This is a genomic window from Paenibacillus sp. FSL H8-0548 (assembly GCF_038630985.1).
In the GTDB taxonomy this organism is placed as follows: Bacteria; Bacillota; Bacilli; order Paenibacillales; family Paenibacillaceae; genus Pristimantibacillus.
The window spans coordinates 4,079,594-4,105,314 of the sequence record NZ_CP152049.1; the positions used below are offsets into that span (position 1 = coordinate 4,079,594).

At 44.6% G+C, this 25,721-nt stretch carries 25 protein-coding genes; 6 read left to right on the forward strand and 19 right to left on the reverse strand.

Going from position 1 to position 25,721, the window contains the following annotated elements; all coding sequences use genetic code 11:
* Positions 1–273 precede the first annotated feature (273 nt).
* Genes proB through mtnB form a run of 6 tightly spaced genes read left to right on the forward strand, consistent with a single transcriptional unit; the run spans position 274 to position 6,146 of the window.
* Positions 274–1,377 (forward strand): glutamate 5-kinase, encoded by a 1,104-nt coding sequence (proB, locus tag MHI37_RS17395; RefSeq protein ID WP_076336994.1) that lies wholly within the window; start codon positions 274–276, stop codon positions 1,375–1,377.
* Between the two features lie 40 nt (positions 1,378–1,417).
* Positions 1,418–2,668, forward strand: coding sequence for a glutamate-5-semialdehyde dehydrogenase (locus MHI37_RS17400; protein WP_076336943.1), 1,251 nt, complete (start codon positions 1,418–1,420; stop codon positions 2,666–2,668).
* A gap of 49 nt (positions 2,669–2,717) precedes the next feature.
* A complete protein-coding gene (proC, locus tag MHI37_RS17405) occupies positions 2,718–3,587 on the forward strand; it encodes a pyrroline-5-carboxylate reductase (protein ID WP_076336944.1) in 870 nt (289 codons plus the stop codon).
* The gene (locus MHI37_RS17410) at positions 3,584–4,813 is read left to right on the forward strand and encodes a 2,3-diketo-5-methylthiopentyl-1-phosphate enolase (RefSeq protein WP_076336945.1); all 1,230 of its coding nucleotides are present in this window, start codon (positions 3,584–3,586) and stop codon (positions 4,811–4,813) included. The genes proC and MHI37_RS17410 overlap by 4 nt, the downstream gene beginning before the upstream one ends.
* Positions 4,813–5,496: a 2-hydroxy-3-keto-5-methylthiopentenyl-1-phosphate phosphatase gene (locus MHI37_RS17415; RefSeq protein ID WP_076336946.1), complete on the forward strand. Its 684-nt coding sequence runs from the start codon at positions 4,813–4,815 to the stop codon at positions 5,494–5,496. The genes MHI37_RS17410 and MHI37_RS17415 overlap by 1 nt, the downstream gene beginning before the upstream one ends.
* Positions 5,493–6,146 (forward strand): methylthioribulose 1-phosphate dehydratase, encoded by a 654-nt coding sequence (gene mtnB, locus MHI37_RS17420; RefSeq protein WP_076336947.1) that lies wholly within the window; start codon positions 5,493–5,495, stop codon positions 6,144–6,146. The genes MHI37_RS17415 and mtnB overlap by 4 nt, the downstream gene beginning before the upstream one ends.
* Positions 6,147–6,741: 595 nt before the next feature.
* Here mtnB and MHI37_RS17425 read toward each other — a convergent pair.
* From MHI37_RS17425 to MHI37_RS17515, 19 genes are all read right to left on the reverse strand, one after another.
* Entirely contained in the window at positions 6,742–7,191 is a 450-nt protein-coding gene (locus MHI37_RS17425) for a DinB family protein (protein ID WP_076336948.1), read from the reverse strand.
* Between the two features lie 24 nt (positions 7,192–7,215).
* Positions 7,216–7,812, reverse strand: coding sequence for a GNAT family N-acetyltransferase (locus MHI37_RS17430; RefSeq protein WP_076336949.1), 597 nt, complete (start codon positions 7,810–7,812; stop codon positions 7,216–7,218).
* Between the two features lie 44 nt (positions 7,813–7,856).
* The gene (locus MHI37_RS17435) at positions 7,857–8,393 is read right to left on the reverse strand and encodes an N-acetyltransferase (protein ID WP_076336950.1); all 537 of its coding nucleotides are present in this window, start codon (positions 8,391–8,393) and stop codon (positions 7,857–7,859) included.
* 163 nt (positions 8,394–8,556) lie between these two features.
* Positions 8,557–9,162 (reverse strand): hypothetical protein, encoded by a 606-nt coding sequence (locus MHI37_RS17440; RefSeq protein WP_256710522.1) that lies wholly within the window; start codon positions 9,160–9,162, stop codon positions 8,557–8,559.
* Positions 9,163–9,528: 366 nt separating this feature from the next.
* Positions 9,529–10,209: a DnaD domain protein gene (locus MHI37_RS17445; RefSeq protein ID WP_076336951.1), complete on the reverse strand. Its 681-nt coding sequence runs from the start codon at positions 10,207–10,209 to the stop codon at positions 9,529–9,531.
* A 31-nt stretch (positions 10,210–10,240) separates the two neighbouring features.
* Entirely contained in the window at positions 10,241–11,458 is a 1,218-nt protein-coding gene (locus MHI37_RS17450; protein WP_076336952.1) for an acetate kinase, read from the reverse strand.
* Positions 11,458–12,432, reverse strand: coding sequence for a 3-hydroxyacyl-CoA dehydrogenase NAD-binding domain-containing protein (locus tag MHI37_RS17455; RefSeq protein WP_306010671.1), 975 nt, complete (start codon positions 12,430–12,432; stop codon positions 11,458–11,460). Before MHI37_RS17455 ends, MHI37_RS17450 begins: the two co-directional genes overlap by 1 nt.
* A gap of 48 nt (positions 12,433–12,480) precedes the next feature.
* Positions 12,481–13,974, reverse strand: a complete 1,494-nt coding sequence (locus tag MHI37_RS17460; RefSeq protein ID WP_076336954.1) for an AAA family ATPase — start codon at positions 13,972–13,974, stop codon at positions 12,481–12,483.
* Between the two features lies 1 nt (position 13,975).
* Positions 13,976–14,506, reverse strand: coding sequence for a hypothetical protein (locus MHI37_RS17465; RefSeq protein WP_076336955.1), 531 nt, complete (start codon positions 14,504–14,506; stop codon positions 13,976–13,978).
* Positions 14,507–14,621: 115 nt separating this feature from the next.
* Complete coding sequence (locus MHI37_RS17470) at positions 14,622–15,119, reverse strand: DUF5590 domain-containing protein (RefSeq protein ID WP_144023682.1); 498 nt, start codon at positions 15,117–15,119, stop codon at positions 14,622–14,624.
* A 32-nt stretch (positions 15,120–15,151) separates the two neighbouring features.
* The gene (locus MHI37_RS17475) at positions 15,152–16,453 is read right to left on the reverse strand and encodes an amidohydrolase (protein ID WP_076336957.1); all 1,302 of its coding nucleotides are present in this window, start codon (positions 16,451–16,453) and stop codon (positions 15,152–15,154) included.
* Positions 16,434–17,090, reverse strand: a complete 657-nt coding sequence (locus MHI37_RS17480; RefSeq protein WP_076336958.1) for a redox-sensing transcriptional repressor Rex — start codon at positions 17,088–17,090, stop codon at positions 16,434–16,436. The genes MHI37_RS17475 and MHI37_RS17480 overlap by 20 nt, the downstream gene beginning before the upstream one ends.
* Entirely contained in the window at positions 17,087–19,993 is a 2,907-nt protein-coding gene (dinG, locus tag MHI37_RS17485) for an ATP-dependent DNA helicase DinG (protein WP_076336959.1), read from the reverse strand. Before dinG ends, MHI37_RS17480 begins: the two co-directional genes overlap by 4 nt.
* A 16-nt stretch (positions 19,994–20,009) precedes the next feature.
* A complete protein-coding gene (locus MHI37_RS17490) occupies positions 20,010–20,714 on the reverse strand; it encodes a hypothetical protein (protein ID WP_076336960.1) in 705 nt (234 codons plus the stop codon).
* A gap of 123 nt (positions 20,715–20,837) precedes the next feature.
* On the reverse strand, positions 20,838–21,221 hold the full coding sequence (panD, locus tag MHI37_RS17495; protein ID WP_076336961.1) for an aspartate 1-decarboxylase: 384 nt from the start codon (positions 21,219–21,221) through the stop codon (positions 20,838–20,840).
* On the reverse strand, positions 21,214–22,098 hold the full coding sequence (gene panC / locus MHI37_RS17500; RefSeq protein WP_076336962.1) for a pantoate--beta-alanine ligase: 885 nt from the start codon (positions 22,096–22,098) through the stop codon (positions 21,214–21,216). The genes panD and panC overlap by 8 nt, the downstream gene beginning before the upstream one ends.
* Complete coding sequence (gene panB / locus MHI37_RS17505) at positions 22,095–23,006, reverse strand: 3-methyl-2-oxobutanoate hydroxymethyltransferase (RefSeq protein ID WP_076336963.1); 912 nt, start codon at positions 23,004–23,006, stop codon at positions 22,095–22,097. The genes panC and panB overlap by 4 nt, the downstream gene beginning before the upstream one ends.
* Positions 23,007–23,260: 254 nt before the next feature.
* Complete coding sequence (locus tag MHI37_RS17510) at positions 23,261–24,235, reverse strand: biotin--[acetyl-CoA-carboxylase] ligase (RefSeq protein WP_076336964.1); 975 nt, start codon at positions 24,233–24,235, stop codon at positions 23,261–23,263.
* Positions 24,236–24,425: 190 nt separating this feature from the next.
* Positions 24,426–25,703 (reverse strand): CCA tRNA nucleotidyltransferase, encoded by a 1,278-nt coding sequence (locus MHI37_RS17515; RefSeq protein ID WP_076336996.1) that lies wholly within the window; start codon positions 25,701–25,703, stop codon positions 24,426–24,428.
* Between the last annotated feature and the right edge of the window lie 18 nt (positions 25,704–25,721).

Genomic DNA, 25,721 nt, shown 5'->3' on the forward strand with positions numbered 1-25,721 from the left:
ATGAAACGTGATGACGGGACTATTAAGCATGCAGGGTCGCGATCAGAGAGTAAATTCCATGGGCTGCGAGAATTTACCGAAGGCCGCTTGCTGAACCTACCTCCGAGCGGCCGGTGATGAACCGGACAGCGCCTTCTGTTACAGGCTTAAGCTGGATGATGCTATTTTTAGCGATCATCAACAAAGGTGGTACCGCGGAAGCTCAGACTTTCGTCCTTTATGGACGAAGGTCTTTTTTGTCGTCACGAAACAAGTATAGGATGGGATTACATGATGACGGATCGAATAGTCGTAAAAATTGGCAGCAGCTCGCTCACCTCTGAAGAAGGGGGCTTAAATCGCGAACGTATACAATACTTCGCCTCTGAGCTTGCCTCCCTGCATCAAAGCGGATGTCGCGTTATACTCGTTACCTCCGGTGCTGTTGCAGCGGGCTTTCGACTGATCGGCTACTCCACTAAGCCGAAAATTGTACATGAGAAACAAGCTGCGGCAGCAGTTGGTCAAGCGCTCCTCATGCAAGCCTATCAGGAAGCCTTTCATGGATATGGCATTGTAGCAGCACAAATATTGCTCACGCGCGCAGACTTCTCCAACCGCCGGCGTATACAAAATGCTCTAATGACGATTGAAGAGCTGCTCCGTCTTGGAATCATCCCAATCATTAATGAAAATGATACCGTTGCAACAGATGAGCTCGTTCCTAAGTTTGGCGATAATGATAGCTTGTCTGCTCTTGTAGCAGCGATGACTAAAGCTGCCAAGCTTGTCATCATTACAGATATGGATGGCTTGTACACAGAAGATCCGCGTAAAAATCCGCAAGCGATCAAAATTGAACGTGTTGACCAAATATCCGAGGATATTATGAAGGTTGCCGGCGGTGCTGGCTCTTCTGTCGGTACAGGCGGAATGCGTTCAAAAATTGAAGCCGCGCGCATTGCGATGCGCGGCGGTGTGCATGCCTTCATTGGCAAGGTTCAGCAGGAAGGCGATCTTAAGCTTGCCGTTGACGGCATCGGCTCCGGTACTTATTTCGATACGAAGCTGGATAGTCTGTCTATGAAGAAGCAATGGCTTGGTTTTCATTCGATTCCACAAGGCAGTATAACGGTCGATGATGGTGCTGTAATTGCACTGCTTAATGGAGGCAAGAGCCTGCTGCCTGCTGGCGTGACCGAAATTGAAGGCGACTTCCACCCCAGCGATGTCGTCGAGGTTAAAAATCAACAAGGCGAGACTTTGGGCCGTGGTGTAGTCAATTACGCGGCATGGCAAATTCAAGCGGTAGCCGGTCTTACAACTGAGGAAGTAAAGCGCAGAGTGGAAGTAAGCCGCATTGAAGTCATTCATCGCGATGAATGGATTACATTGTAATTATAATCGTTATCTAAACCTTACAAGGAGGCTTACTGCTATGACAAGCGAAGTGAGACAAAAAGCATTATTAGCGCAAAACGCAGCAACAACTATGAATCGATTAACGACCGAACAAAAAAATACAGCTCTCAATCAAATGGCTGATGCCCTGCTTGCTGAACAGGCTGCTATTATTGCAGCTAACGAGCTGGATTTACAGCGCGGACGTGAACAAGGAACAAGCCCTTCCCTACTCGATCGTCTTGCTCTAAATAGTGACCGTATCGTTGACATAGCTGAAGGTCTTCGACAAATCGTCCAGCTTCCAGATCCAGTCGGCGAGCTGCTTGAGCATTTTGACCGTCCAAATGGACTTAAGGTTGATAAAGTCCGTGTGCCGCTCGGCGTGATTGGAATGATTTATGAGGCACGTCCTAACGTAACGGTTGACGCTGCCGGCCTTTGCTTGAAAACAGGCAATAGCGTTGTCCTTCGCGGCGGCTCCGCGGCTATCGAATCGAACCGCAAAATCGTTGAAGTATTGAAGCAAGCTCTATCGAATACAGCTATGCCTGCGGATGCGATTCAGCTCATCGAGGATTCAGACCGTGCTTCTGTCAATGAAATGCTTAAGCTGAATGGATTATTGGATGTAGTCATCCCACGCGGCGGCGCCTCCTTAATTCGCAATGTAGTCGAAAATGCAACTGTGCCTGTCATTGAAACCGGTGCTGGTATTTGTCATACCTTCGTAGATGAAAGTGCAGATTACAGCATGGCTGCAGAAATTGCATTTAATGCCAAAGTACAGCGCCCTTCTGTCTGCAATTCGATGGAAACACTGCTTGTACATGAATCATTCGCTGAGAAGCATCTCGCTGCGCTCGCTGATCGTTTTCTCCAAGCAAATGTCGAGCTTCGCGGCAGTGAAGAAGCGGTTGCTTTAATTCCAGGAACTAAGCTTGCTACTCATGAGGATTACAGCACAGAATATAACGACTATATTATGAATATCCGTATCGTACCGAATCTTGATGCTGCTTTGGCACATATCCGTCAATTCAGCACGAAGCATTCCGAGTGTATCGTTACCGAAGATAGCGTAAATGCAGACCGATTCATTACTGAGGTAGATGCCGCAGCGGTCTATCACAACGCCTCTACTCGTTTTACTGACGGATTTGAGTTCGGCTTTGGCGCAGAAATCGGCATCAGCACCCAAAAGCTTCATGCACGTGGTCCAATGGGACTCCCTGCACTGACGTCAACTAAATATCGAATTTACGGAAGTGGACAAATTAGAGGATAATTTTTAAGCATCTTAAAAACCTTATCGAACAAAATGGAGGATTGCTAAAATGACTTTATTAACAAAAGCCGGTATTGCCAGCCAACAGCTTTGCTTCTACGGTGCCGGTTCGATGGCTGAAGCAATCGTTAAAGGGCTCACCCATGAAAAGCTTGTTGAACCAAGCCATATTTCGATGTTAAATCGTCAAAATACGGACCGACTCACAGAGCTTAACGATCGTTATGGCATTCAAACCATCGTTCAGGGCTCTTCTAATGAAGCCTTTCTACGCAATGCAGATATCATTTTTCTAATGATGAAACCAAAGGATGCTGCCGAAGCGATCACTGCCATAAAACCATTCGTTTCTCCGAACCAGCTCTTTATTTCCGTTATCGCTGGCTTGTCCATTCGTGCGATCGAGCAGCTGCTCGGAACGCCTTCTGCTGTCGTACGTGCAATGCCTAATACTTCAAGCTCTATTGGACTCGGTGCGACTGGAATCAGCTATTCTGAATCGATAACATCGCAGCAGAAAGCATTAACGGAAGTAATTTTCAGCTCTGTCGGCATAAATGCTATTGTTGAAGAATCGCTTCAGCAAGCGATAACTGGCGTTTCGGGCAGCGGCCCAGCTTACGTCTATTATTTTATGGAATCGATGATTGCGTCTGCGGTTGAGCTTGGACTGACCAGTGAAGCAGCCAAAGAATTGGTCGTTCAGACTGTCCTTGGTGCAGCAGAGATGGTTCGCAATACGGGCGAGGAGCCGGCCGAGCTTCGCCGCAAAGTAACTTCACCGGGCGGTACAACTCAAGCAGCTATTGAGCTTATGGAAGAGAACCGCTTATCAGAAACGATTAATAAAGCTGTGCATCGCTCTGCGGAACGAGCGGGCGAGCTCGGTGCAGCTATTGAGAGGAGCATCACAGAATGAACGGAGTATGTATTGCCACTTATCGTTCTCATGACGATAAAGCCGATTTTAACAAAAAAGCTCTTTCGATCGCTGTTGGCTTAACGGTCGGCAGCTGGACGGAGCTTCCTGAAGCACAGAAGGCTCATATGGAAAAACATCTTGGCAAGGTGCTTTCGGTCAACGTACATGAACCGGCAAATGCTGCACCTGGCGAGCGTTATGCTGATATTCAAATTGCTTATCCCGACATAAACTTCAGCCGCGACCTGCCTGCCCTGCTCGTTACTGTGTTTGGCAAGCTTTCGATGGATGGAAAAATCAAGCTTCTGGACTTGGATGTTTCCGAGACATTTGCCTCTGCCTTCCCAGGTCCAAAATTTGGGCTTCAAGGCGTTCGCAACTTGCTTGGCGTGCATGACCGTCCCTTACTTATGAGCATTTTCAAATCTGTAGTTGGCTATGATCTAGCTAACCTGCAGGATCAATTTTACAAGCAAGCGCTTGGCGGTGTCGATCTCATTAAGGACGACGAAATTTTGTTTGAAAATCCACTGACGCCGCTTGAGAAGCGTGTGGAAGCCTGCATGTCGGCAGCAAGCCGTGCAGAAGCAGAAACCGGCCAAAAGCTGTTGTACGCTGTCAACCTGACAGGACCTACCTCACAGCTAGCTGCAAATGCACGAAAAGCCATTAATGCTGGTGCTAATGCGCTCCTATTTAATGTTCTCTCCTACGGCTATGATGTGCTCCATGAGTTAAGCAGTGATACGTCCATTACAGTGCCTATTGCTGCACATCCAGCGATGGCTGGTGCCATGTATCCTTCGCCGCATTATGGTATTAGCGCTTCGCTGCTGCTTGGCAAGCTTATGCGTCTTGCAGGTGCTGATCTTGTCCTGTTCCCATCACCGTATGGCTCTGTTGTCATGCCTAAGGAAGAGAATCTTGCAGTTAAGGATGCCCTGCTTGAGCCGCTGCATGGCCTTCGCGCCAGCTTCCCAATACCATCCGCTGGCATTCATCCTGGTCTTGTACCGTTAATTCTAAAAGATTTCGGCACGGATGTAGTTGTTAATGCTGGCGGCGGCATTCACGGTCATCCGATGGGGACAGCAGCAGGCGGACAAGCTTTCCGCCAAGCGATTTCAGCAACCCTAAATGGAGTTCCCCTTCGCAATGCCGCTGAGCAAGCAGGCAACGAAGCATTGCAGGCCGCAATACAAGCTTGGGGGATCAAAGAATAATGACGGACAACAAAGCAGCTAAGAAACGCATCGTGTTTTGTGATTTTGATGGGACCATTACGGTAAATGACAACATTATTGCAATTATCAAGCATTTTAATCCCGAGGGCTGGGAGAAAATTGCCGAGCAAACCATTGCGCAGGAATTGACCATCATGGATGGTGTCGGACAATTGTTCCGCTTGCTCCCAGCGTCGATGCAGCAAGAAGTTATTGAATTTAGCATTTCCAATGCGCGAATTCGTGAAGGCTTTGCTGAATTCCTTGCTTATTGCCGTGAGCAGGAAATTGATTTTTACGTCACTAGCGGTGGAATCGACTTTTTCGTCTACCCGATACTCGAGTCATTTTCTATTCCAAAAGACCATATTTACTGCAACAGCAGTGATTTTAGCGGGGAACGTATCGAAATATTGTGGCCAAATCCGTGTGACGAGCATTGCAGCAACAAGTGCGGCATGTGCAAAACGACAATTATGCGCCGCTTTCCTGCAGAGCAATATGAGCGCATTATTATAGGTGACAGTGTAACTGATTTTGAAGGTGCCAAGCTTGCAGATGTGATCTATTCCCGCTCCCACTTAACTGTGAAATGCAAGGAGCTTGGTCTTGTACATCATGAATTTGAAACTTTCCATGAAATTATAAATAGTATGACTAACGAAAGGAAGATTGCACAATGAGCTTTCAACAAATTGCCTTAGAAGATAAACAGCGGGCTCTCTCTGAGCTTCGCGAGGTAAAGGAGCTATTCGCAAATCGCGGCTGGTTCCCTGGTACTAGCGGCAATCTATCCATTCGTGTTGGTGAATTCCAACCTGATGACTTTCAATTTGCGGTTACCGCCAGCGGAAAGGATAAAACCGTCCATACCCCTGAGGATTATTTATTTGTCGATCAAGATGGCAAGCCATGCGAAACGACACGCCTGAAGCCATCAGCTGAAACGTTGATCCACTGCGAAATTTATAAGCTAACAGGCGCGGGCGCTATTTTCCATATTCACTCTGTCTATAATAGTGTTATTTCCGAGTATTTCTGGGATCGCAAATCCGTTCCAGTAGATGGCGTTGAGCTAATTAAAGGCTTTAATATTTGGGATGAGGAAGCACAAATCGAAATTCCGATCGTTTCCAATTTTGCACACATCCCTTCTATTGTTCCAGAGGTGACTGAACGTATCGACAAAAAAATTCCTGGCATTTTACTGCGTAAGCACGGCATCTATGCTTGGGGAGCTAACGCGTTCGAGGCAAAGCGGCATTTAGAAGCATTCGAATTTATTTTCGAATATGTATATCGGTTGGAGCTGTTGCAGCGCGGCAGTCGTTAATAGAGTGTAATACGAGAAAAGGTGAGCGTACAGCAGATGCTGTACGCTCACCTTTTTTTGAAATATAGGAACGTATAGCATTTCGCCATAATTTCTCTCTATTTCTCCGGAATGAACGCACTGGCGCCGCCAAAGGACAGCGACAGCCTTTCACCTTAGTTCAAATGATATCGTTTTAGGAGAAGCAGTCTAGACTGCACTTTGTACAATAGAAACCTCACATGAGAGCTGTTTCAGATGGCTACATTGTAATATTGCAGTAGAATGAGCTCCAAACCAACGAATACCGCCCTAGAATAGGCATTCTATTGCACAAACTACAGTGTACGTATCGAGTCAGGCAAATAACGTCGATTACGTTGTACAAACTGCAGCGTAGCCTCCCTCGTCCGATAGCGCTATTTCCTAAACGAACTAACCCAACTATATCAGTTGGACCAGAGAAATCGGCAGTGTCCTTGACTGTATTTCCCTAAGATATGAATGTAACGCTTGATAACGTTCATCCCTGCCTGTTCGAGTTATTTGCTTTCTAATTCGACATGCAGGTCGTTATTTCCTTACCATAGGTTTCTAAAACTTTAGTTCAACTTCTCTATCTTAAAAATGTTATAAAGTCAGTATTAATCGGTTCAAAACCGCCTGCTCGAAGACGCATATTAATTTGTCCTCGATGATACTGACCGTGAAGTGCTACATGGGTTAGAATTTCGCGCATCGAATTGTTAAACTCTTTATTTTTACTATTTTTGTATGAAATTAAATGATCTAAGTCTGCTTCTTCTATCTCAGAAAAAAATGTTTTGAAGTCGGCTTCAGTTTGTTCAATTAGATTTGCACAAATTGCTAGATCGCCATCCGACCAAATAGGTAATTGTGAGCTATCCATTCTTCGTAATCTAGTTATCCATACTTGTTCAGCATTAAGGATATGTAAAAATAAACGCACCACCTGCTCGTTGTCTGCCTCTACATTTTGTAAAGTTGCTAGAATACGTTGATTAGCCCAATTTAAATGCTCATACATTTTTTGAATGGTTTTCATTGCGTGCTGACTCCCTTCGTTTCCTTATGCATCACGTACTTGGCATATTTCCCTTCTAAGCTTGTAATACCTATATTTCTCGTTTTCAATTTCAATATTATCTATAAATTCAAACCCGCATTTTTGTATTACCTTGTTTGAAGCCACGTTCCCTATAATAGCTATTGCATTAAGTTCATCGACATTGGTATTTTCAAACAAATATTTGATCATTCCTTGTGCAGCCTGGGTGGTATAGCCTTTACCTCTATAATCCTTCGATATTGCATACATGATCTCCCTGTTTGGCGGCGATAATTCGTCCTTGATTCCCGTACAGCACCAACCAATAAATTCACCCGATTCCTTCAATATTATTCCCATTCGAAGACGGAGCTCACCGATGTCCCCACCTTCCGTTACTGCAGTTAAAAACTGTTCATTTTCCTTTATTTCGTAATTAATTAACCAATCTAATCGTTGTTCCTTAGGCACATTCCATCCAGGCAAAAATTCATATATTTCCGGCTGCCAAGTAAGAGCGTGGAATTCATCCAGATCCTTTAAACTGTATTCCCGCAAAATGATATCTTTGCACTCTATAGTAAAGCTAGTTTTTTTCGTATTTTGAGAGTTGCTCATTGTTCACCTTCTAAATTTTTTTTCAAATTGACAGCACCAGCAGCTTATTCAAAGAATACACTTGAATACTCAACAAGGCCTGAAACACGGACAAGTGAATTTTCACTCAACTCAATAGCCATAAAAACTTCATCTGGAACCTCGAAAGGCGCTTTTATGCCCCATATAGATGCTTTTTTGAAACCAAATTTCGGATAATACTCTGGATGTCCCAGTACTACAACAGAGGTATATCCAAGCTTTTTCGCTTTTTGTAATGCATCATAAATCATCAGCTTTCCTATGCCTTTATTTTGGTAATTTGGCAAGACAGACACAGGAGCAAGTGCAAGTGATTCCGCACTTTGATGGTCATTATTTATATTTATTTTTGATAAAAGAATATGTCCAACGATTTCTTGATTATCTTCATCAATTGCTACTAAAGATAACTCGGGAATGAATTCATCTGATTTTCTAATTCGAGACACTAAAATATGTTCTTTTTTATCGCTAAACTCCATATTTGCAAATGCACTCTTCACGACTTTGTCTGTAATTTCGTAATCATCAACTATTTCTATTCTTATCGAAATGTTCATATATGAAATCTCCTAATTCAATTAACTTGCTTGCTCGTATTTCGTCTCAATTCTAGCTTCTCAACACTGTATCCGTTAGCTTAATTATTCCCTTTAAATCATTGATGCATATCAGCCGTGTTGAATACATAAACCTACGCACACGCAAACATTTTCGTCGAGATCATTCCACCATAAATGTTATTTTAGTCCCTGTCTCATCGTTCTTAAATGGTTTGCTATATTCCTCGAACACGAGCTCAATTCCTGCTATATCATCAGGCAAGGGCGGAGTTATAATGTAATTAAAAGAAGCATGCCCCGATGTGCTCCCGCCATTATTCATTCGACAAAAGTATGGCTCACCAATATGCAATTCAAAATAGCTCTGTTTAGGAGAACTTGAAGGCAAATCCGTGGTTACATCCCAATCGATATTAAATGTGACTACACTAGCATTACTGTACTGTCGTATTGAGTTTATTGTATAAAAGCACTCTTTATTTTCTACTGATTTTAGTACCGGAATGTGTTTTCTAAATTCGATTGGTTCGACCACTGGTCTAAAATGCTCCTCACTTCCAAACGTTCCAAAAATGGCTTTTAGAAAGTCCTCATAGAGCTCATAAGTTGCAGCCCATTTAGAAACATACTCCATAGGTGGGAATCCTGGATTATTTTCTGATTGTTCTTTCCGTTGTTTCAAAAGTGCACAAATTTGCTCATCAATAGTAATAATTCGTTCATCATAATGCTCGGTGGGACGTTCAAATGGCATCCTTTTCAACATTGACCTCCTTCTCATTATTCTCCTCCTCCTTACAACAATCTTACGTAATACGAACACCTATATATTAGCATATTTTACTGATTTGAGAATAAATGTTCCCTCGACTTGCCTATCGTAGGTTTGAGGTGATCAGTTAAAGTAAAAAAAACAGAACAAAATCACCCTTACAGGTGATTGGAAATCGCAGACGCGTCCGCTCACACTTCTAACGGAAACCAGTGACGCTAACCATAAATGGCACTTTAGCGTCTCTGGTTTCCGTTAGCTTTCGTTATCCCCTCTCCGGCTTCTGGAGCAGCATTGTTATCGACAGGTTCGGAGTATCCGTAGTTTCCTAAATAACATAAAAAAACTAAGCCATATGGCTTAGCCTCTTCCTCCACGAAATTTTTGTGAATGGGCGCGAGCCTCGTCTGCATTCGTTACTCGGTTGCGGCTCCATTCAATTAGTATTCGATCAATATAGCGCAGGCTTAGCTTACCGGCAAAGACTGCTTCTTTTAAAGCAAATCGGATAATTTCATCTGTATAGTGATCGTGATCAAGCCACCCGGAAATCGTCTCGCACTCAATCGGAGACAGCAGTCTTCCAAACTCCTGCTCAAAGACACTAAATAAGTCGGATACGGGAACGGCTTGCGGCTTCAAAGGCTGGCGCTCTGCCTTTTTCATCTCCCGCTTCTGCTCTGACGTTAACGCTGCGGCCTTAAGCAACCAACCCGTCCAATTGTAACGCTCTGATTGCATACCTGTAGAGCTGTCCACATATTCATCAATCGCTAAAAAATCTTCCTTCATCAATCGTCCCAACAATTGGCCTACCTCGCGAATCGTCTGGCCCGTTCGTTCAGCAAGCTCCTCAGGTGTTGGAAAATCGTTCATATCCGCTTCTGTATATACCATAATTTGCAGCAGCAGGATAGCTTCTGTATCTGATAAACCGAGTTGACGGTACGTGCGCAGCAGCATAGCTGATACATAAACACCGCCCTCCTGCAAAGCAGCGGCCATCCCATGCGAATACGCCTTCCATATCTCGTTGTTCAATGAAAGCTGCCTCCTATTGGACATAACTACATTATGACTGGTTAGATTCTAAACTTTTAACTATCGTATACGTGTCACGTGCGATTAAGAGCTCCTCATTCGTTGGCACAACAAGTACCTTAACACGTGAGGCATCCGTAGTAATTTCTCGCGCGTCCTTGCGTCGTTCCGAATTGCGCTGTTCATCCAGCTCTATGCCTAGGAATGAAATTCCGTCGCAAATTGCCTTGCGCAGTGCAACCGAGTTCTCACCTACTCCTGCAGTAAATACGATCGTATCTACGCCATTCATCGCCGCTGCATACGCACCGATATATTTTTTCACTCGATAGGCATACATATCAAAAGCTAGCTTGGCGTTTTTGTCGCCTTCAAGCATCGCTTCAGTTACCTCACGCATGTCGCTGCTGATTCCTGAAATCGCAAGCATACCGCTATGCTTGTTAAGCATAGAATTAACCTCATTCAAAGTCAATTCTTCTTTATTCATGACAAAAGGTACGATAGCTGGATCAATATCGCCGCTTCTGGTCCCCATCATAAGTCCTTCAAGCGGGGTCATCCCCATGCTTGTATCAAATGATTTTCCATCCATTATTGCAGCCAAGCTTGCACCGTTTCCGATATGGCAAGTGATCATTTTCAATGATTCCAGCGGCTTGTTCAAATATTCAGCAGCATGTGTGCTTACATAAGCATGTGACGTTCCGTGGAAACCATATCTACGAATTTTATGTCGACGGTAGAGAACCGTCGGTATCGGATACAAATAAGATGTGTTTGGCATCGACTGATGGAAAGCTGTATCGAATACGACAACCTGAGGAACATTCGGCAAATTCGTTTCCACTGCTGAAATCCCCATCATATGAGCAGGATTATGAAGTGGAGCAAGATCGAATAATCTGCGTATTTCCAGCTTAACCTCCTGCGTAACAAGCACGGAGCTGCTAAACACTTCACCGCCGTGCACTACACGATGTCCTACTGCATCAATTTCATTTAGATGGCTGAGCGCGCCAAATTCGGGATGTGTGAGCATATCAATCACGCGTTTCACGGCTGTTACATGATCTAGTATTTCACTAACATTGCGTACCTCCGGCTTATCTACCGGCTCATGAGTGACGATCGAAGAATCCATTCCGATCCGCTCCACTCGGCCGCTCGCAAGCACCAATTCATTGCGCATGTCGTATAGCTGATATTTTAATGAGGAGCTTCCTGCATTGATAACTAGTACTTTCATTAGATCCGATCCCCATCCTTATCGTATTTGAAGAAACCAACACCTGATTTTGCACCTAGATGTCCAGCACGCACCATTTTTTTCAGTACGATTGACGGACGATATTTTAATTCTCCATATTCGCGGAACATTCGTTCAAGAGCTGCAAGAACAGAATCGAGTCCGAAACGATCACACATTTCAAACGGTCCATGCTGGAAGGAATAGCCGATACGCATAGCACTGTCGATATCCTCGGCAGATGCGACGCCCTCCTCGAGTACATGCAGCGCTTCATTTATGAACAAACAAATGAGCCGGGAGGTAACGAATCCGGGAGATTCAAACACCATGACTCCTTTTTTATGAATAATTTCTTCCACAAAATATTTGGTTCTTATGAATGTCTCTTCTGAAGTTTTAAGTCCACGAACGATTTCGACCAAGTCAATTTTCGATACGGGATAAATAAAATGCATGCCGATCACACGATCCGGATACTTCGTGACACTGGCTAGCTCTGTCAAGCTAAGGGCTGATGTATTGCTTGCAAGAATGACATTAGCTCCGCAAATTTTATCAATTTCCTCGAAAACTGCTTTCTTCAGATCAAGATCCTCGGTTATCGTTTCGATAACCAGCTCGCAGTCTGCTAATTTATCAAAGCTTAAGCTTGGAACTATTTTATTCATAATCAGCTTCTTCTCCGATTGCGTGAGCGCCCACTTCTCAATTTGTTTATCCAGACTAAGCTCAATCATTTGTTTGCCGTAAGCCAGGCGCTCGTCCGATTGCTCGATGATGATGACATCCAATCCTTTGGAAGCAAGCATTTCTGCAATGCCTTGTCCCATCGTTCCTACTCCTATTACGCCGACCGTTTTTATATGCAATGTATTAGCTCCTTTAATGTGTTGGGAATACTTCTTATAACGTACTCGGAAGTATTCACTGCAAATATCGTTAATATCATTATAACGGTTTTCATCAAAAATAGAAGGCGGACAGACGCTCCGCCTTCAAATTGTAATAATGAAACCGCTTCAAGCTGCAATGTGCTTGCTAAGAAGCGCTCTAAATTCAGTACCGCTCAACGTTTCCTCTTTCAACAGCGTAGCTAATGACTGTGTGAACACATCTCGTTTCACTTCAAGCATCGCTTTTGTTTCCAGCATGAGCTCGTCTAATATACTGCGATTTATGGAAGCCCAAGCTTCCTTCGTCATCATGGAAGCATCGATGATGCCAAGATCAGTTAAACCAGATTCGACTAATGTTCTTACGATATTCATTGCTTGATCAAAGTCGCCTCTAGAACCGGTACTGCGATTGCCATAAAATAATTCCTCAGCAGCAGCACCGCCAAGCGCGATCATAATTTGACCATTCAAAAATGCTTTCGTATATAGGTATTGATCCTGCTGCGGATTATGTCGAACGTATCCCAGCGCTTGTCCGCGTGGAGATAACGCAACTTGAGATACGCTGCCCGGTCGAACCAGCTCAGCCATAATAGCATGGCCCAGCTCATGAAGTGCTATTCGCTCTCTTTCTTCCTTCGTCGCTTCTCGATCTGTCTTCTCGCCCATCATTACTTTATCTATTGCCATCGATAAATGGTTCTCTGCAATTTTCTCTCTGCTTTCCCGCAGCGCATAGATCGCCGCTTCGTTCATGACGCTCTCAAGCTGCGCGCCTGAGAAGCCAAACGATTCTGTCGCTATTCTATCCAGATCTACCCCATCCTCGATAGGCTTATTGCTTGCATGGATGTTAAGGATATGCAGTCTGCCCTTCTTGTCCGGCAGCTCAACTCCAATATGGCGATCAAAGCGTCCTGGACGGAGCAGTGCGCTGTCGAGCATCTCTTTGCGATTCGTTGCTGCAATTAGTAATATTCGAGGCGATTCATTCGCATAGATACCGTCCATCTCCGTCAACAGCTGATTTAGAGTTTGATCGTACTCACGCTGCTGGCCGCCGTCCCTTTTGCCGCCAATGACTTCAATTTCATCAATAAATATAACCGCACTGCTTTTTTTCTCTTTCTTCGCTTTCGTGCGTGCTTCCTTGAACAAATCACGTACACGGCTAGCTCCTACACCTACATACATCTCCACAAACTCACTGCCAGAGGCAGCCAAATAAATAGAATCCGTATATTGTGCAGCAGCCTTAGCTAAAAGCGTTTTCCCCGTTCCTGGAGGACCAGCTAGTAGAATACCTTTTAATGGCCGAATGCCGAGCTTAGCAATTTGCTCTTGATGCACCAAAAAATCGAGTGCCTCTACGAGCTCCTGCTTGGCTCTCTCCTGTCCACCAATCTGCTCGAAGGTTAGCGGTGCTGACATAGCATCCGGACGGCGCTGCTGGCTTGAGAGTGCAGTTAGCTTCCCTCTTCCTCGAGCGGCATAAACAACTGCGAAGCCCAATAAGCCCAGCAACAGCATTGGAACAACATTTTGACCAATAAAAATAAAAAAGCCGATAAAAACAGGCAGGAAGCCTATCGCCATTTCAAGTTTATATTTCCGCATATTACCACGCCTCCAACTGAGTAGATTTACGTGGGAGTACAACATATTTTACTGCTTCTGTATCTTTTATCGTTATATAAACGTTCGTTTCATCAAGTGCAGTTGTTACCGTAACGTCTTTTAGTGATTTAGCTGCTTCGTTCATAGCATCGGGAATATTGGAATACGTACTGGTCTCCATAGCTTCTGCAACTTCAAATAAAGAGTTATTCCACAGCTCGTCAATTTGCTTGCTTTTATCATTCTTAAACGATAAAACTAGCTTTCGATCACCAAATACAGCTTTTCCATTTGATGCAATGCTTTGATAAACGTCTTTAAGATCGGCATCTGCAGCCAATTCGAGTTGAATGCTCACTTGCTCCCGATTCATTACCGGTTTCTCTGATGCAACTACACCAGGGATGTCGTTCATCACTTGCTCTAAAGGCGCTGCAACGGCTACTTGATTATAAATTGCCCATCCGCCAAATAAAACAACAGCTGTTATCGCTGCAGTTATCATTACTGGTATCATTCGCGGTTTCATCATAATCAAAATCCCTCCCGCAGTATTTTATATGAGCATTCCGTATATCAGTTCCGCTATACGAAAGTATATCATGAAAATAGGCGGGATTCGTCTATCAATATAAGGAAACGGAGCCTCACGGCTCCGTCTTGGCAGGTAACTTATACGAATCAATAAAAGCCCCATTATCGAATTTGTAGAAGTCATAGTAATAATGTATAGAGCTGTCGCCATCTCTATAATAGACTTCCCAGACTCGCACATCATCAAACAAACCCGGTTGAATTCGTATGATGTCTGCATCCTGCTTCTTCTTTTTGAATTCATCGCTGATTTGTTCCTTCGTTACACCTTCAGCAGCTAGAGACGACACTGGCGACTGATCCTCAGACAACCATACGTAAATCTCTTCATCCTGCTGATTGCTGCCTTGAACAATCCAGCTTTCTTTATTCCAAATATGACGATAAACCTTTTCGACACTGGCAAGGTCAGCAAATTGAGTGGCCTGCTGCTTTGCCTCCTTAGCCTCTAGCCATTGTGGCTGTTGAATATCTCTAAAGTATACAAAGACACCAGTGAAGATTAGTATTAGACTCGCAACGACAGCAAACAGCCAGCGCTGCATTGTCATAAACGACCGGCGTTTTCTAGCTGTAGCGCGCATTAGTTCTGCAGCAAGCGCTCGAAGCTCGCTTGAGCCTCATAGCGGATTTTCTCCTCGTCAAGTAACGTGCACTCGCCATTTTTCAATACCTGCTGTCCATTCACCCACACATGCTTAACATCTCTGCCCGAGCCTGAATAAACCAAATGGGAGATCATATCCGTCTTAGGATAAAAATGCGGCTGCTCGATATCAATAGCTATAAAGTCAGCCTTCATGCCTGCCTTCAAGCTTCCGAGATTGTCCTGCTGCCAAACCGATTTTGCCCCATAAACGGTACCCATTTTTAACGCTTCTAGAGCGGGAATAGTTGTAGGGTCTCCGGAAACACCTTTATGCAGCAGCGCAGCAAAACGAATTTCTTCAAATAAATCCAAATTATTGTTGCTGGCAACGCTGTCTGTACCAAGGGAAACGGTAACTCCAGCACGAAGTAAATCAGGTACACGCGCTACACCGCTTGCAAGCTTAAGGTTGCTTACAGGATTATGAGATACGGCAACATTTTTAGCGGCAAGAATCTCAATTTCTTCATCATTTAAATGAACAGCGTGAGCAACCAAGCTGGGACGAGAGAAGAATCCTAGGCGATCCAAATGCTCAACCGGACGAACACCGTAATCACGAACATTTTGCTCGACTTCAAATAATGTTTCAGACATATGAGTATGCAGCGGTAAATTGTAATCATGTGCCGCTTGAACGAAACGTTCGATGTACTCTGGCGGACATGTATACGGAGCATGAGGCGAAATCATCGTTGTAATCCGGCCATCAGCCTTCCCGTTCCAATCGCGTGCGAATGCAATTGCCTCTGAAAGCTTGGCATCTTGAATTTCCTTAGAACATAGACCGATTACACCTCTAGTTAGAACGCCGCGAATTCCGCTTTGCTCAACCATCTGTGCAACCTGGTCCATCCGATCATACATATCAACAAAAGCCGTAGTCCCTGAACGCAGCATTTCAACAATCGCAAGAGCGCTTCCTGCACGAGTGTCTTGATCAACATATTTCCCTTCCATCGGCCACATCTTCTGCTCCAGCCATACTTGAAGGTTTAGATCATCCGAATAGCCACGCAGCAAACTCATCGCCGCATGTCCATGTGTATTAATAAGACCAGGCATAAAAGCAAGCTTGCTTCCGTCAATCTTCAGAACCCCTTCTGAAAGTTCTGTCGGCGCATCCGTTCCTATGTATGTGATACGGTCATTCGTCACAACCATATGTCCCTTAAATGAAGGCTTTGCGTCATCCATCGTTACAAAAAATCCATTTTCAATCCAAATCTGACTCATTGTTCAGCTCTCCCTCTCTCACTAAATAATATGCCAAGCTAAGTAATTCCTTCGTAAAATCGGCATTTTGTATTCTGATTTCGTCCGGTACGCGCAAAATAGCAGGTGCAAAATTAAGTATCCCTTCCACACCTGCATTTACGAACTGATTCGCAACACTTTGCGCCTCATGAGCGGGCACAGTAATAATGCCTATGCGAATTTTCTGCTCAGAAACCGTTTGGATTAACGCACTCATGGGTTGAACCGTCAAATTATTAATACTCGATCCGATCTTGTCTGGATGATCGTCGAATACAGCCGTAATTTGCATATTATCTTTCGAATATTTATTATAATTGCACAAAGCGTGACCAAGGTTGCCGGCCCCTACCAAAGCAACCTTGATTGTCCGATCAACCTTTAATATTTGACGAATCTTCTCGATCAGATATACGACATCATATCCTACGCCCTTACGGCCAAACTCGCCAAAATAGGCAAGGTCCTTCCTAATTTGAGCGGGATTCAAATCAAGCTTAACGCCTAGATCCTGTGAAGAAATGGTTTGAATTTCACGACTATGCATTTCGTTTAATACTTGAAGATAAATCGGCAGCCTTCTCACAACAGCCTCCGATATTTTCGTCTGCTTCATCGTTTATCCTCCTCTACACTGGACGCTTCCTTTATGCTTAGCGGTTCAGCATGATTTCCGTCCGAAAGCCATTCCCGCATTCGCAGCACCATTTGATCACTATGCATCGTTTCGATTTTGGGACCAGGCAAAGAATACAGGAAGTGCTTTCCATAAAAAGTATCAATAATTCTAGTATCATAAATAATAACGATGCCTTTATCCTGCGTTGTCCGCACTAATCTCCCAAAGCCTTGCTTAAAGCGAATGACAGCTTGTGGGATGGACAGCTTCATGAAAGGATTTTGCTTTTGCCGCTGAAGCATCTCTGCCTTCGCCTCTACTAATGGATGATTCGGCGGTTGGAATGGCAGCCTGACAATAGCTAAACAAATTAGCGCTTCTCCTGGAATATCTACGCCCTCCCAGAAGCTGCTCGTGCCAAGCAGTACCGATTCCGGCGTTTGTCTAAAACGTCTTGTAAGCTTTGTCCGATTTCCGCTGTCGATACCTTGACCCAAAACTTGAATGCCTGCCATGCTCAGCTTCTCTTTAAGCGGTTCGTAAACCTGCTTGAGCATACGATAGGAAGTGAACAGCACAAGCATTCTGCCTTTCGTTTCCTTAGCGGAGTCTGCAAGAGAATTTACGAGCATTTCCATATACTTGTCATCTACAGCCGCTCCCTTTAAGATAGGGAAGTTTCTTGGAATGACGACAAGCGCTTGTTCTCTATAATTAAAGGGAGATGGCAGCTGCACTGTTTTTAATCTCCCCAGCTCTTCATACCCTACTAATCCAAGCTGCTCTGCTGCATATTGAAATGATTTTTGAACGGTTAGCGTTGCAGACGTTAGAACGATGCTTTCCTTGACGTCGAAAAAGTACTTTTGTAGCTGAGCACTAACGTCTACAGGAACACCATACAATTGCACCGAACGGTAGCGATACACATTGTTCGCTTCAATCCAAAAAACAGAATCCGCGAGGTCAAGCTTAATAAACGTGCGCAGCTCATCCTTAAGACGTGATAAATCACGAGTTGCACCGTTTAGATCGGTAATAATCGCTTGAATGCTCGTATCATCAACACGATCCTTAATGTCGGTTACCATTTTATCCACGGTTCGGATTACCCGATTAAGCTCGGTATGAAGATTGCCTTCAACTGTTACTCCATCTTCCCAGCTTGCTGGCAGCTCGTTCTTCTTCAAGCGGCATACAGACTGTCCGTTTTCCGTAGGGCCATCGGATGAGGTAGAGGTAAAGCTATAAAACATCTCGAAGAGCTTATCCCAATGCTCCTTGATTTCTTGGAAAATAGGAATTACGGTATCAATGGTTTCCAGCCATGAAGCTTGATGCGCATCATCCTCGTACATAAGCTTCTGACGCAGTGCTGGCAGCAGCCCTGAGCGGTTATCTTTAAATAACCGAACAACCGCTTGAGTCAGCGTAAAATAATTAATTTGCATGCCAAGATGTTTACCGGCAACTTCTTCAACATGATGTGCTTCATCAATAATGAGATGTGTGTATGCAGGAAGTAATCGATGATCGGCTTGAATGTCTGTGAACAGCATCGAATGATTCGTAATCGTAACATCTGCGATATTCGATTCATGCTTCGCTCTGTGGTAGAAGCATCTCTTGAACCATGGACAGGCTCTGTTTAGGCAAGAATCGGTATCACTCGCAACCGTCGACCAAAAATCAGCCCCTTTGTTGCCAAAGTTCAGCTCCTCCTGATCTCCCGTCTCCGTTTCACCTAGCCATACGACCATTTGCGCAGCCGTAACCGTGTCTTCAATCGGAGACACTAAATCCTTCGTATTAATTTTCCCCTCAAACTTACGCAGACATAAGTAATTCCCTCTGCCTTTAAATATGGACGCTTTGAACTCAAAAGGCAAAATTTCTTCAAGCAAGGGCAGGTCACGCTGACGAAGCTGCTCCTGCAAATTGATGGTATGAGTGCTGACTACGACTTTTTTCCCGTTCTGGATTCCGTAATATAACGCGGGGATCAAATAGCCGAGCGATTTCCCTGTGCCTGTACCTGCTTCAATAAGCAGATGCTGATTTTGATTGAGAGCACTATAAACTTCTTGAAACATGGCTACTTGTGCTTCTCTTTCCTCGTAATTCTCAAACTTCTGGAGGAAACGCTCTCTTACGTCAGCCAAATAATTATCAAAGGAGACATCCGTCAGCGGCAAAGCGTTGCTGCTGCCTGAGCGCGGTGGCTGCTCATCGCTCCATTCCCGAACCTTGAGGGCGAATTGATTAAAGTAATCGTATTCGTTCGATTCGAACACCGTGCTGTACTCCATTTGCTGCTGAGTATGCTTAATAAACCAGCTAAGGTCACTGCCGTCATCTACAAGCGCAGATAGCCGCTGCAAAGTGAGCAGCGGCATTTTGCGAAGCTTTTTTACCGATTCGATCAGCAATAATGCGGTTGCCTTCGCATCGCTGTCGGCACGGTGATGCTGATCATGCGGTATACCGAAAATCTCGGAAACAGCTCCAAGCTGGTACGTATTTATTGTTGGATATAAAATGCGAAGCAGTTCAATTGTGTCTAGCCTGCGACCAGCAAAGGAACGTTTGCCACAGCGTCCTAGTGCTTGGTTCAAGAAGCCGGCATCAAAGCCGACATTATGGGCAACGAGCACGGTATCCTCTAACAACGGAACTAACTTCTTTATCACTTCTTTAAGAGTTGGTGCATCCGCAACGACCGCTTCATCAATGCCCGTTAATTGTGTAATGAAAGCCGGTATCGGGATGTTAGGCCGAACAAAGGAATTAAACGTATCGATAATTTCCAGCTCATCGGAAACAATGACAAGCCCAACCTGCAAAATGTCATCCTCCGAGCTATGTCCCGTCGTTTCTAAATCCAATACTGCAAATTTCATTTATTCCCCGATCCTCTCACAAACAGCACAGCTCCGTGCTTCCGAAATATAATGATAATTGCTTAGGTGTTTCTTGACATGATTTCAAGTTATTCAGCGGGTCCTTGAAGCTGGGACAAACCTCATGAGCTTTGCGAAATAGCTGCTCAGCTTGTGCCAAATTCATTCGCACCGCTTGAATGCACCCTAGCGCATTATAGCCCATAGCCAGCCATTTGGGAAAGTCCGTTAATGAAATCAACAATTGAAAATGTCGCTGAGCCTCACTCCAATTTTGCAAATGCATATTCGTCATTCCCAAAAACAACCTAGCCAGATTACATTCCGGTGACTGCATAATAACTACTTGAAATTGCTGCGCTGCATGTGAGAACATAAATAACTTATAATAGCCTTGTCCCTTTGAGATCGTTGCTGCAAGCTCATCGGTAATTTCCATGTCTGACAAATTGCAAGGTACTGCTTCAACTGCAGGAGGCATACTTTGCTGTGCTGGTACTGAAGCAGCCTCATGTGCTGATTCAGGCTCACCATGCTCCTCATTGAAATCAGCGTACTTCTCCTCGAATTCAAGCCACTGCTCAATAAACGTATCGCTCATTTTTTTAAGCTCAAGCATTTGTTCTTTATACTGCTGCCTTTCCATCGTGCCTGCACTTTCATACTGTTCAATAATTTGATTAAGCATGTCATTCATTGATGAGAACATATGCTGGAACATACCGCATCCCGCCTTCGCCATAGAATTAAGGAGTGTTATGTTCATTTTTTGTTATTAAGCTGCTTTTCATACGGCATCCCATTCGTTACATAACTCAGGGATTTTTGTTGCCAAATGAGAAAGCTATAAAATTACGCCGTGCAGCTCTTTATCTAATTTTTGCAGCGGGCGATTGTTCGCATCAAGAATGGTTACGACTGGCTTATGCTCTCTTGCTTCTGCTTCCGTCATCATGGCATAGGAAATAATAATGACTTGATCTCCTGGCTGCACTTGCCTTGCTGCAGCACCATTCAAGCAAATGACGCCCGAACCGCGCTCACCCGTAATCACATATGTCTCAAAACGAGCGCCATTATTATTGTTTACGATCTGAACCTTCTCATTTTCCCATATGTTAGCGGCATCCATCAAATCCTCATCAATGGTAATGCTGCCTACATAGTTCAAATTCGCTTCTGTTACAGTAGCCCGGTGCAGCTTCGATTTCATCATCGTTCTAAACATGCAAATTCACCTCCGATGTCTCAATAATTCGGTTATCGATCAGGCGCGTCGCGCCAAATTTCACAGCTAAAGCAAGAATCAATGGCTGACTGAACGTAGCTATGGCTGAATTAGCGTCAGGCGCTTGCAAGGAAGGATATTTCAGCAATTCAACATAATCGATTTCCGCTTCGCCAGCCTTGCTTATTTGTTCCTTCACCAGCGTCTCGAGACGCTCTATAGTCATCTCAGGTTCATTCGCCCACTTCGATGCTTGTTCCAGCGATTTCGATAAGACAACAGCCTGTACACGCTGCTCTGCATTTAAAAATACGTTTCTTGAGCTTAGCGCAAGTCCATCTGGCTCCCGTATGATTGGACTTGGCACAATTTGAACTGAAAAGTTAAGATCATTGACCATCTGCTGAATGACAGCTACCTGCTGAGCATCCTTCATGCCAAAATAAGCACGATCTGGTGATACCAGATGGAAGAGCTTGCTTACGACCGTTCCAACCCCGTCAAAATGTCCAGGTCTGGAAGCACCGCATAAACGATCTGTTACTTGATTTACGATGACTGATGTTAGCGGCCGCTCTGGATACATTTCTTGAACAGATGGAATAAAAACAAGATCGATGCCGCAAGCTTCGGCCAATGCTAAATCGCGCTCCTCGTCTCGTGGATAACGATCCAAATCTTCATTAGGGCCAAATTGCAGTGGATTGACAAAAATACTAAGCACAGAAATATTATTTTCTGCAGCGGCTTGACGCAGAAGGGAAGCATGGCCTTCATGCAGGAAGCCCATCGTTGGAACGAAGCCAATCCCTTTATTCTCATTGCGAAAGCTGGACAAGTGCTGTTTCAGCTCATGCTTGGTTCGACAAATGATCATAGGAGACGAGCCTCCGTTTTACTTGGAGCTTTATCCTTTGATTCTTTGCTGTTCTCCTGCTCTTGCGCGGTGCCGTACAGCGTCGGAAAAGCAGCAGTATCAGCTGCAAACACATGTTCCTCTGCTGGAAAAGAGCCCTTCTTCACGTCGTCTACATAGGAATGAATGGCATCTCTAATGGTTGTACCGATATCAGCATAGGTTTTCACAAACTTTTTCTCAAAATACGGTGATGAATATTGCAATATATCATGATAAACGAGTACTTGGCCATCACAGCCGCGACCCGCGCCTATTCCAATTAACGGAATCGTGAGTGCATCACTGATCATCGCTGCAAGCGGCTCTGTCACAAGCTCTAGAACAATACTGAAAGCGCCTGCTTGTTCTAAAGCTTTAGCATCATTAATGAGCTTTTCCGCTTCTGCGTCCAGCTTGCCTTGTACTTTGTAGCCTCCAAGCTGGTGTACAGATTGTGGTGTTAGACCGATATGCCCCATTACAGGAATTCCAGCCTTCACCAGCGCCTCGACATCAGCAGCAATATCTGCTCCACCTTCAAGCTTAAGCGCCTGAGCTCCGCCTTCTTGCATAATTCTTGCTGCATTGCGCATCGTTGCTTCTCTTCCAATGCCATAGGTCATAAAAGGCATATCCGCAACGATAAAGGTTTCCCGCGCTCCCCTAGCAACCGCTCTTGTATGATAAATAATATCGTCGATCGTCACAGGTATCGTTGTATCATAACCAAGCACAACATTCCCAAGTGAATCGCCAACAAGTATAACGTCAATTCCTGCTTCCTCAGCGAGCTTAGCTGAAGGATAATCATAAGCTGTCAATACGGAAATCGCATTGCGTTCCTGCTTCATCTTCTTTAATTTTGTAATCGTCAGTCGTTTCCTCATCAGCTTCATCCCCTTTTCAATGATAGGATAAGCACAAAAAAACCTTTTAGCCGCTGCTAAAAAGGTCCCCAAAGCGAAAAGGAAACGTTTGCTTATTGTGCTTCCTTCTGTCTCGGTCCCTACGGCTCAGAGCAGAGTGTGCATTACCAATCATTCACAAATGTTTAATCATCTCAGTGCAGCTTCGTTAAGAATACCGCCTGATAACTGTAGTTTAACAAAATTTTAACCATCCGTAAACGGTTGTAATTAAGCTATAGAGGTTCGCCCATTTCTGCTGAGAATACAGTCTTAATCGAGCCATCCGCAAGCTTAACTCTAATTGCTCCACTCTCATCGAGACCAATTGGAATGCCCTCTATATCGCCTTGCGGCGTAATTAGCCGTGTAAGTCTGCCCAAAGAAACAGACAAAGCTTCCCAAAGAGTTACAATTGGACCAAAGCCTTCGTCTTGATAAAGCCCATAAAGCTGCTCCCATTCCTTCAAAAACTCGATAATAACTTCTTCACGCGACCATTTCTGCCCACCGCTAATGCTAAGCGACGTAGCCTTCGCAAGCAGCTCTGCTGGAAAATCAATCTCATCCAAATTAACGCTAATCCCAATGCCTGCAACGACATAGCGAAGCCGCTCATCTTCAGCAGCCGATTCAAGCAGAATTCCGCTTATTTTTTTCCCGTCAATGAGCAAATCGTTGGGCCACTTGATGCCGATTGGCAAGCTGGTTATCCGCTTTAAGCTTCTGCATAACGCAACCGCCGTTACTAATGTAAGCTGTGGCGCAAAATGAATCGGTACCGTTGGACGCAGCACCATACTCATCCAGACCCCTTTGCCGCGCGGCGAAACCCAGTTTCGTCCCATACGTCCACGGCCACTGACCTGCTGCTCTGCAAGAAACAGAGTTCCCTCTTTGGCACCTTCTTCGGCTGCTGCACGCGCGAGGTTTTGCGTAGATTCTACAGTTTCGAAATAATTCAACGAATGGCCGAATACATTCTCCTGCAAACGACTTGCAAGTGCTTCTACATCTAGAAAATCCGGAACGTTTAAAAGTCGATAGCCAAGCTTTCTTGATGCCTCAAAGTGATAGCCCGCAGCTTCCAGCTTCCGAATTTGCTTCCAAATTGCAGTTCGGCTTACACCAAGCTCCTGGCTTATTCGCTCGCCCGATACATATTCACCTGTTCGGTTCTCAAACAACCGAAGCAATGGCTCGTGATTCATTTTGGTCACCTCCTATAGTTTTGCAAAGCAAAACTTACTTCGTAAGCATAAGCTTTGTTTTGCGCAGCAAAACTTACTTCGTAAGCATAAGCTTTGTTTTGCAAAGCAAAACTTACTTCGTAAGCATAAGCTTTGTTTTGCAAAGCAAAACTTACTTCGTAAGCATGAACTTAGTTTTGCGCAGCAAAACTTACTCCCACAATGCTGCTTGCGCAAGCAGTGCTTGCTCTTCATTTTTCAGCTCGCCAGCTGCAACTGCTATGAGAAGCCTATTTAATCTTTCGCTCACCCACGGTCCTGCTTGCCGATTCAAATGACTCGTGAGCTCTTTGCCGCTTATTTGAAGCTCCTTTAATGTTGAAACGAACATTTGCTCCAACCAGATCTCCAAAGCGTTCAGAAGCTCATCTGGGAAGCTTAGAGACTGTTCATTGATCATTCGAATGACATCCAGCCAATCATTCACATACCGCTTTCCGTACTGAATCACCTTTTCAATCCAGACGAATTGAAGTTCGTGTTGCTGCAAACCCGCTGATATGCTCACCATCTCGTTATGAATCTGTATAATAGTTGAAATCCGTTTGCTACGGCTATTCGAGAATCTTAGCACCTTCAATGCTTGATTAACGGCAGTCGTCGAAAGCTCTAATCCTATTACAATAGCCGCCCAGCGCTGATCAAGCTCTTTCAGCTCGTGCAGCCGTCTAAACATTTTTTTACTTTGTGTTGTGAGTTCTGCTTTCTTCATGGAAAGCTCTATTTCCGTGTCAAAGGATTCCTTCAAATGAAATAGAAGACCGCTTGCAGCGACAAAATGAAGTGCCCTCAGAGGCGTTGTCCCAGCCAGCATTTTATCCAGCTCTACCTGCACCCGTTCAAGAGCGATGAATTTCAACAGAGTGCGATGACGAAGTATAGCCCGCCACGTGTCATGAACAGGTACAAGCTGATACACGCCTATGAAACGAACGGCTCTCAGCATACGAAGCGCATCCTCCTGAAAACGGGCATTCGGGTCCCCTACAGAACGCAGCTTCTTATTCATTAAATCCTGAACTCCGCCATATGGATCATAAAGCTCGCCATCTTCCCCGAGTGCCATCGCATTCATCGTAAAATCCCGTCGCAAAAGATCGCTGTCCAGCTCTGTAATATACTGAACACGCTCTGGCTTGCGATGGTCCTCATAAATAGATTCAAGTCTAAAGGTCGTTACTTCATAGGTAAGCTCATTATAAATAACGGTAATCGTGCCATGCTGAAGGCCCGTCGGAATACAGCGCTCAAATAGCTCAAGTACCTGCTCCGGACGCGCTGAAGTGGCAATGTCAACATCTTTTATAGCTAGTCCTAATACCGTATCTCGCACAGCGCCGCCAACAAAGACGGCTTCGAAATGTTGCTCTCGAAGCCGTCTTACGATAGGAAGTGCATGTATGATCGGTTCTGGGAATGGAAGCCGCATAGCGAACACCGTCCTTGA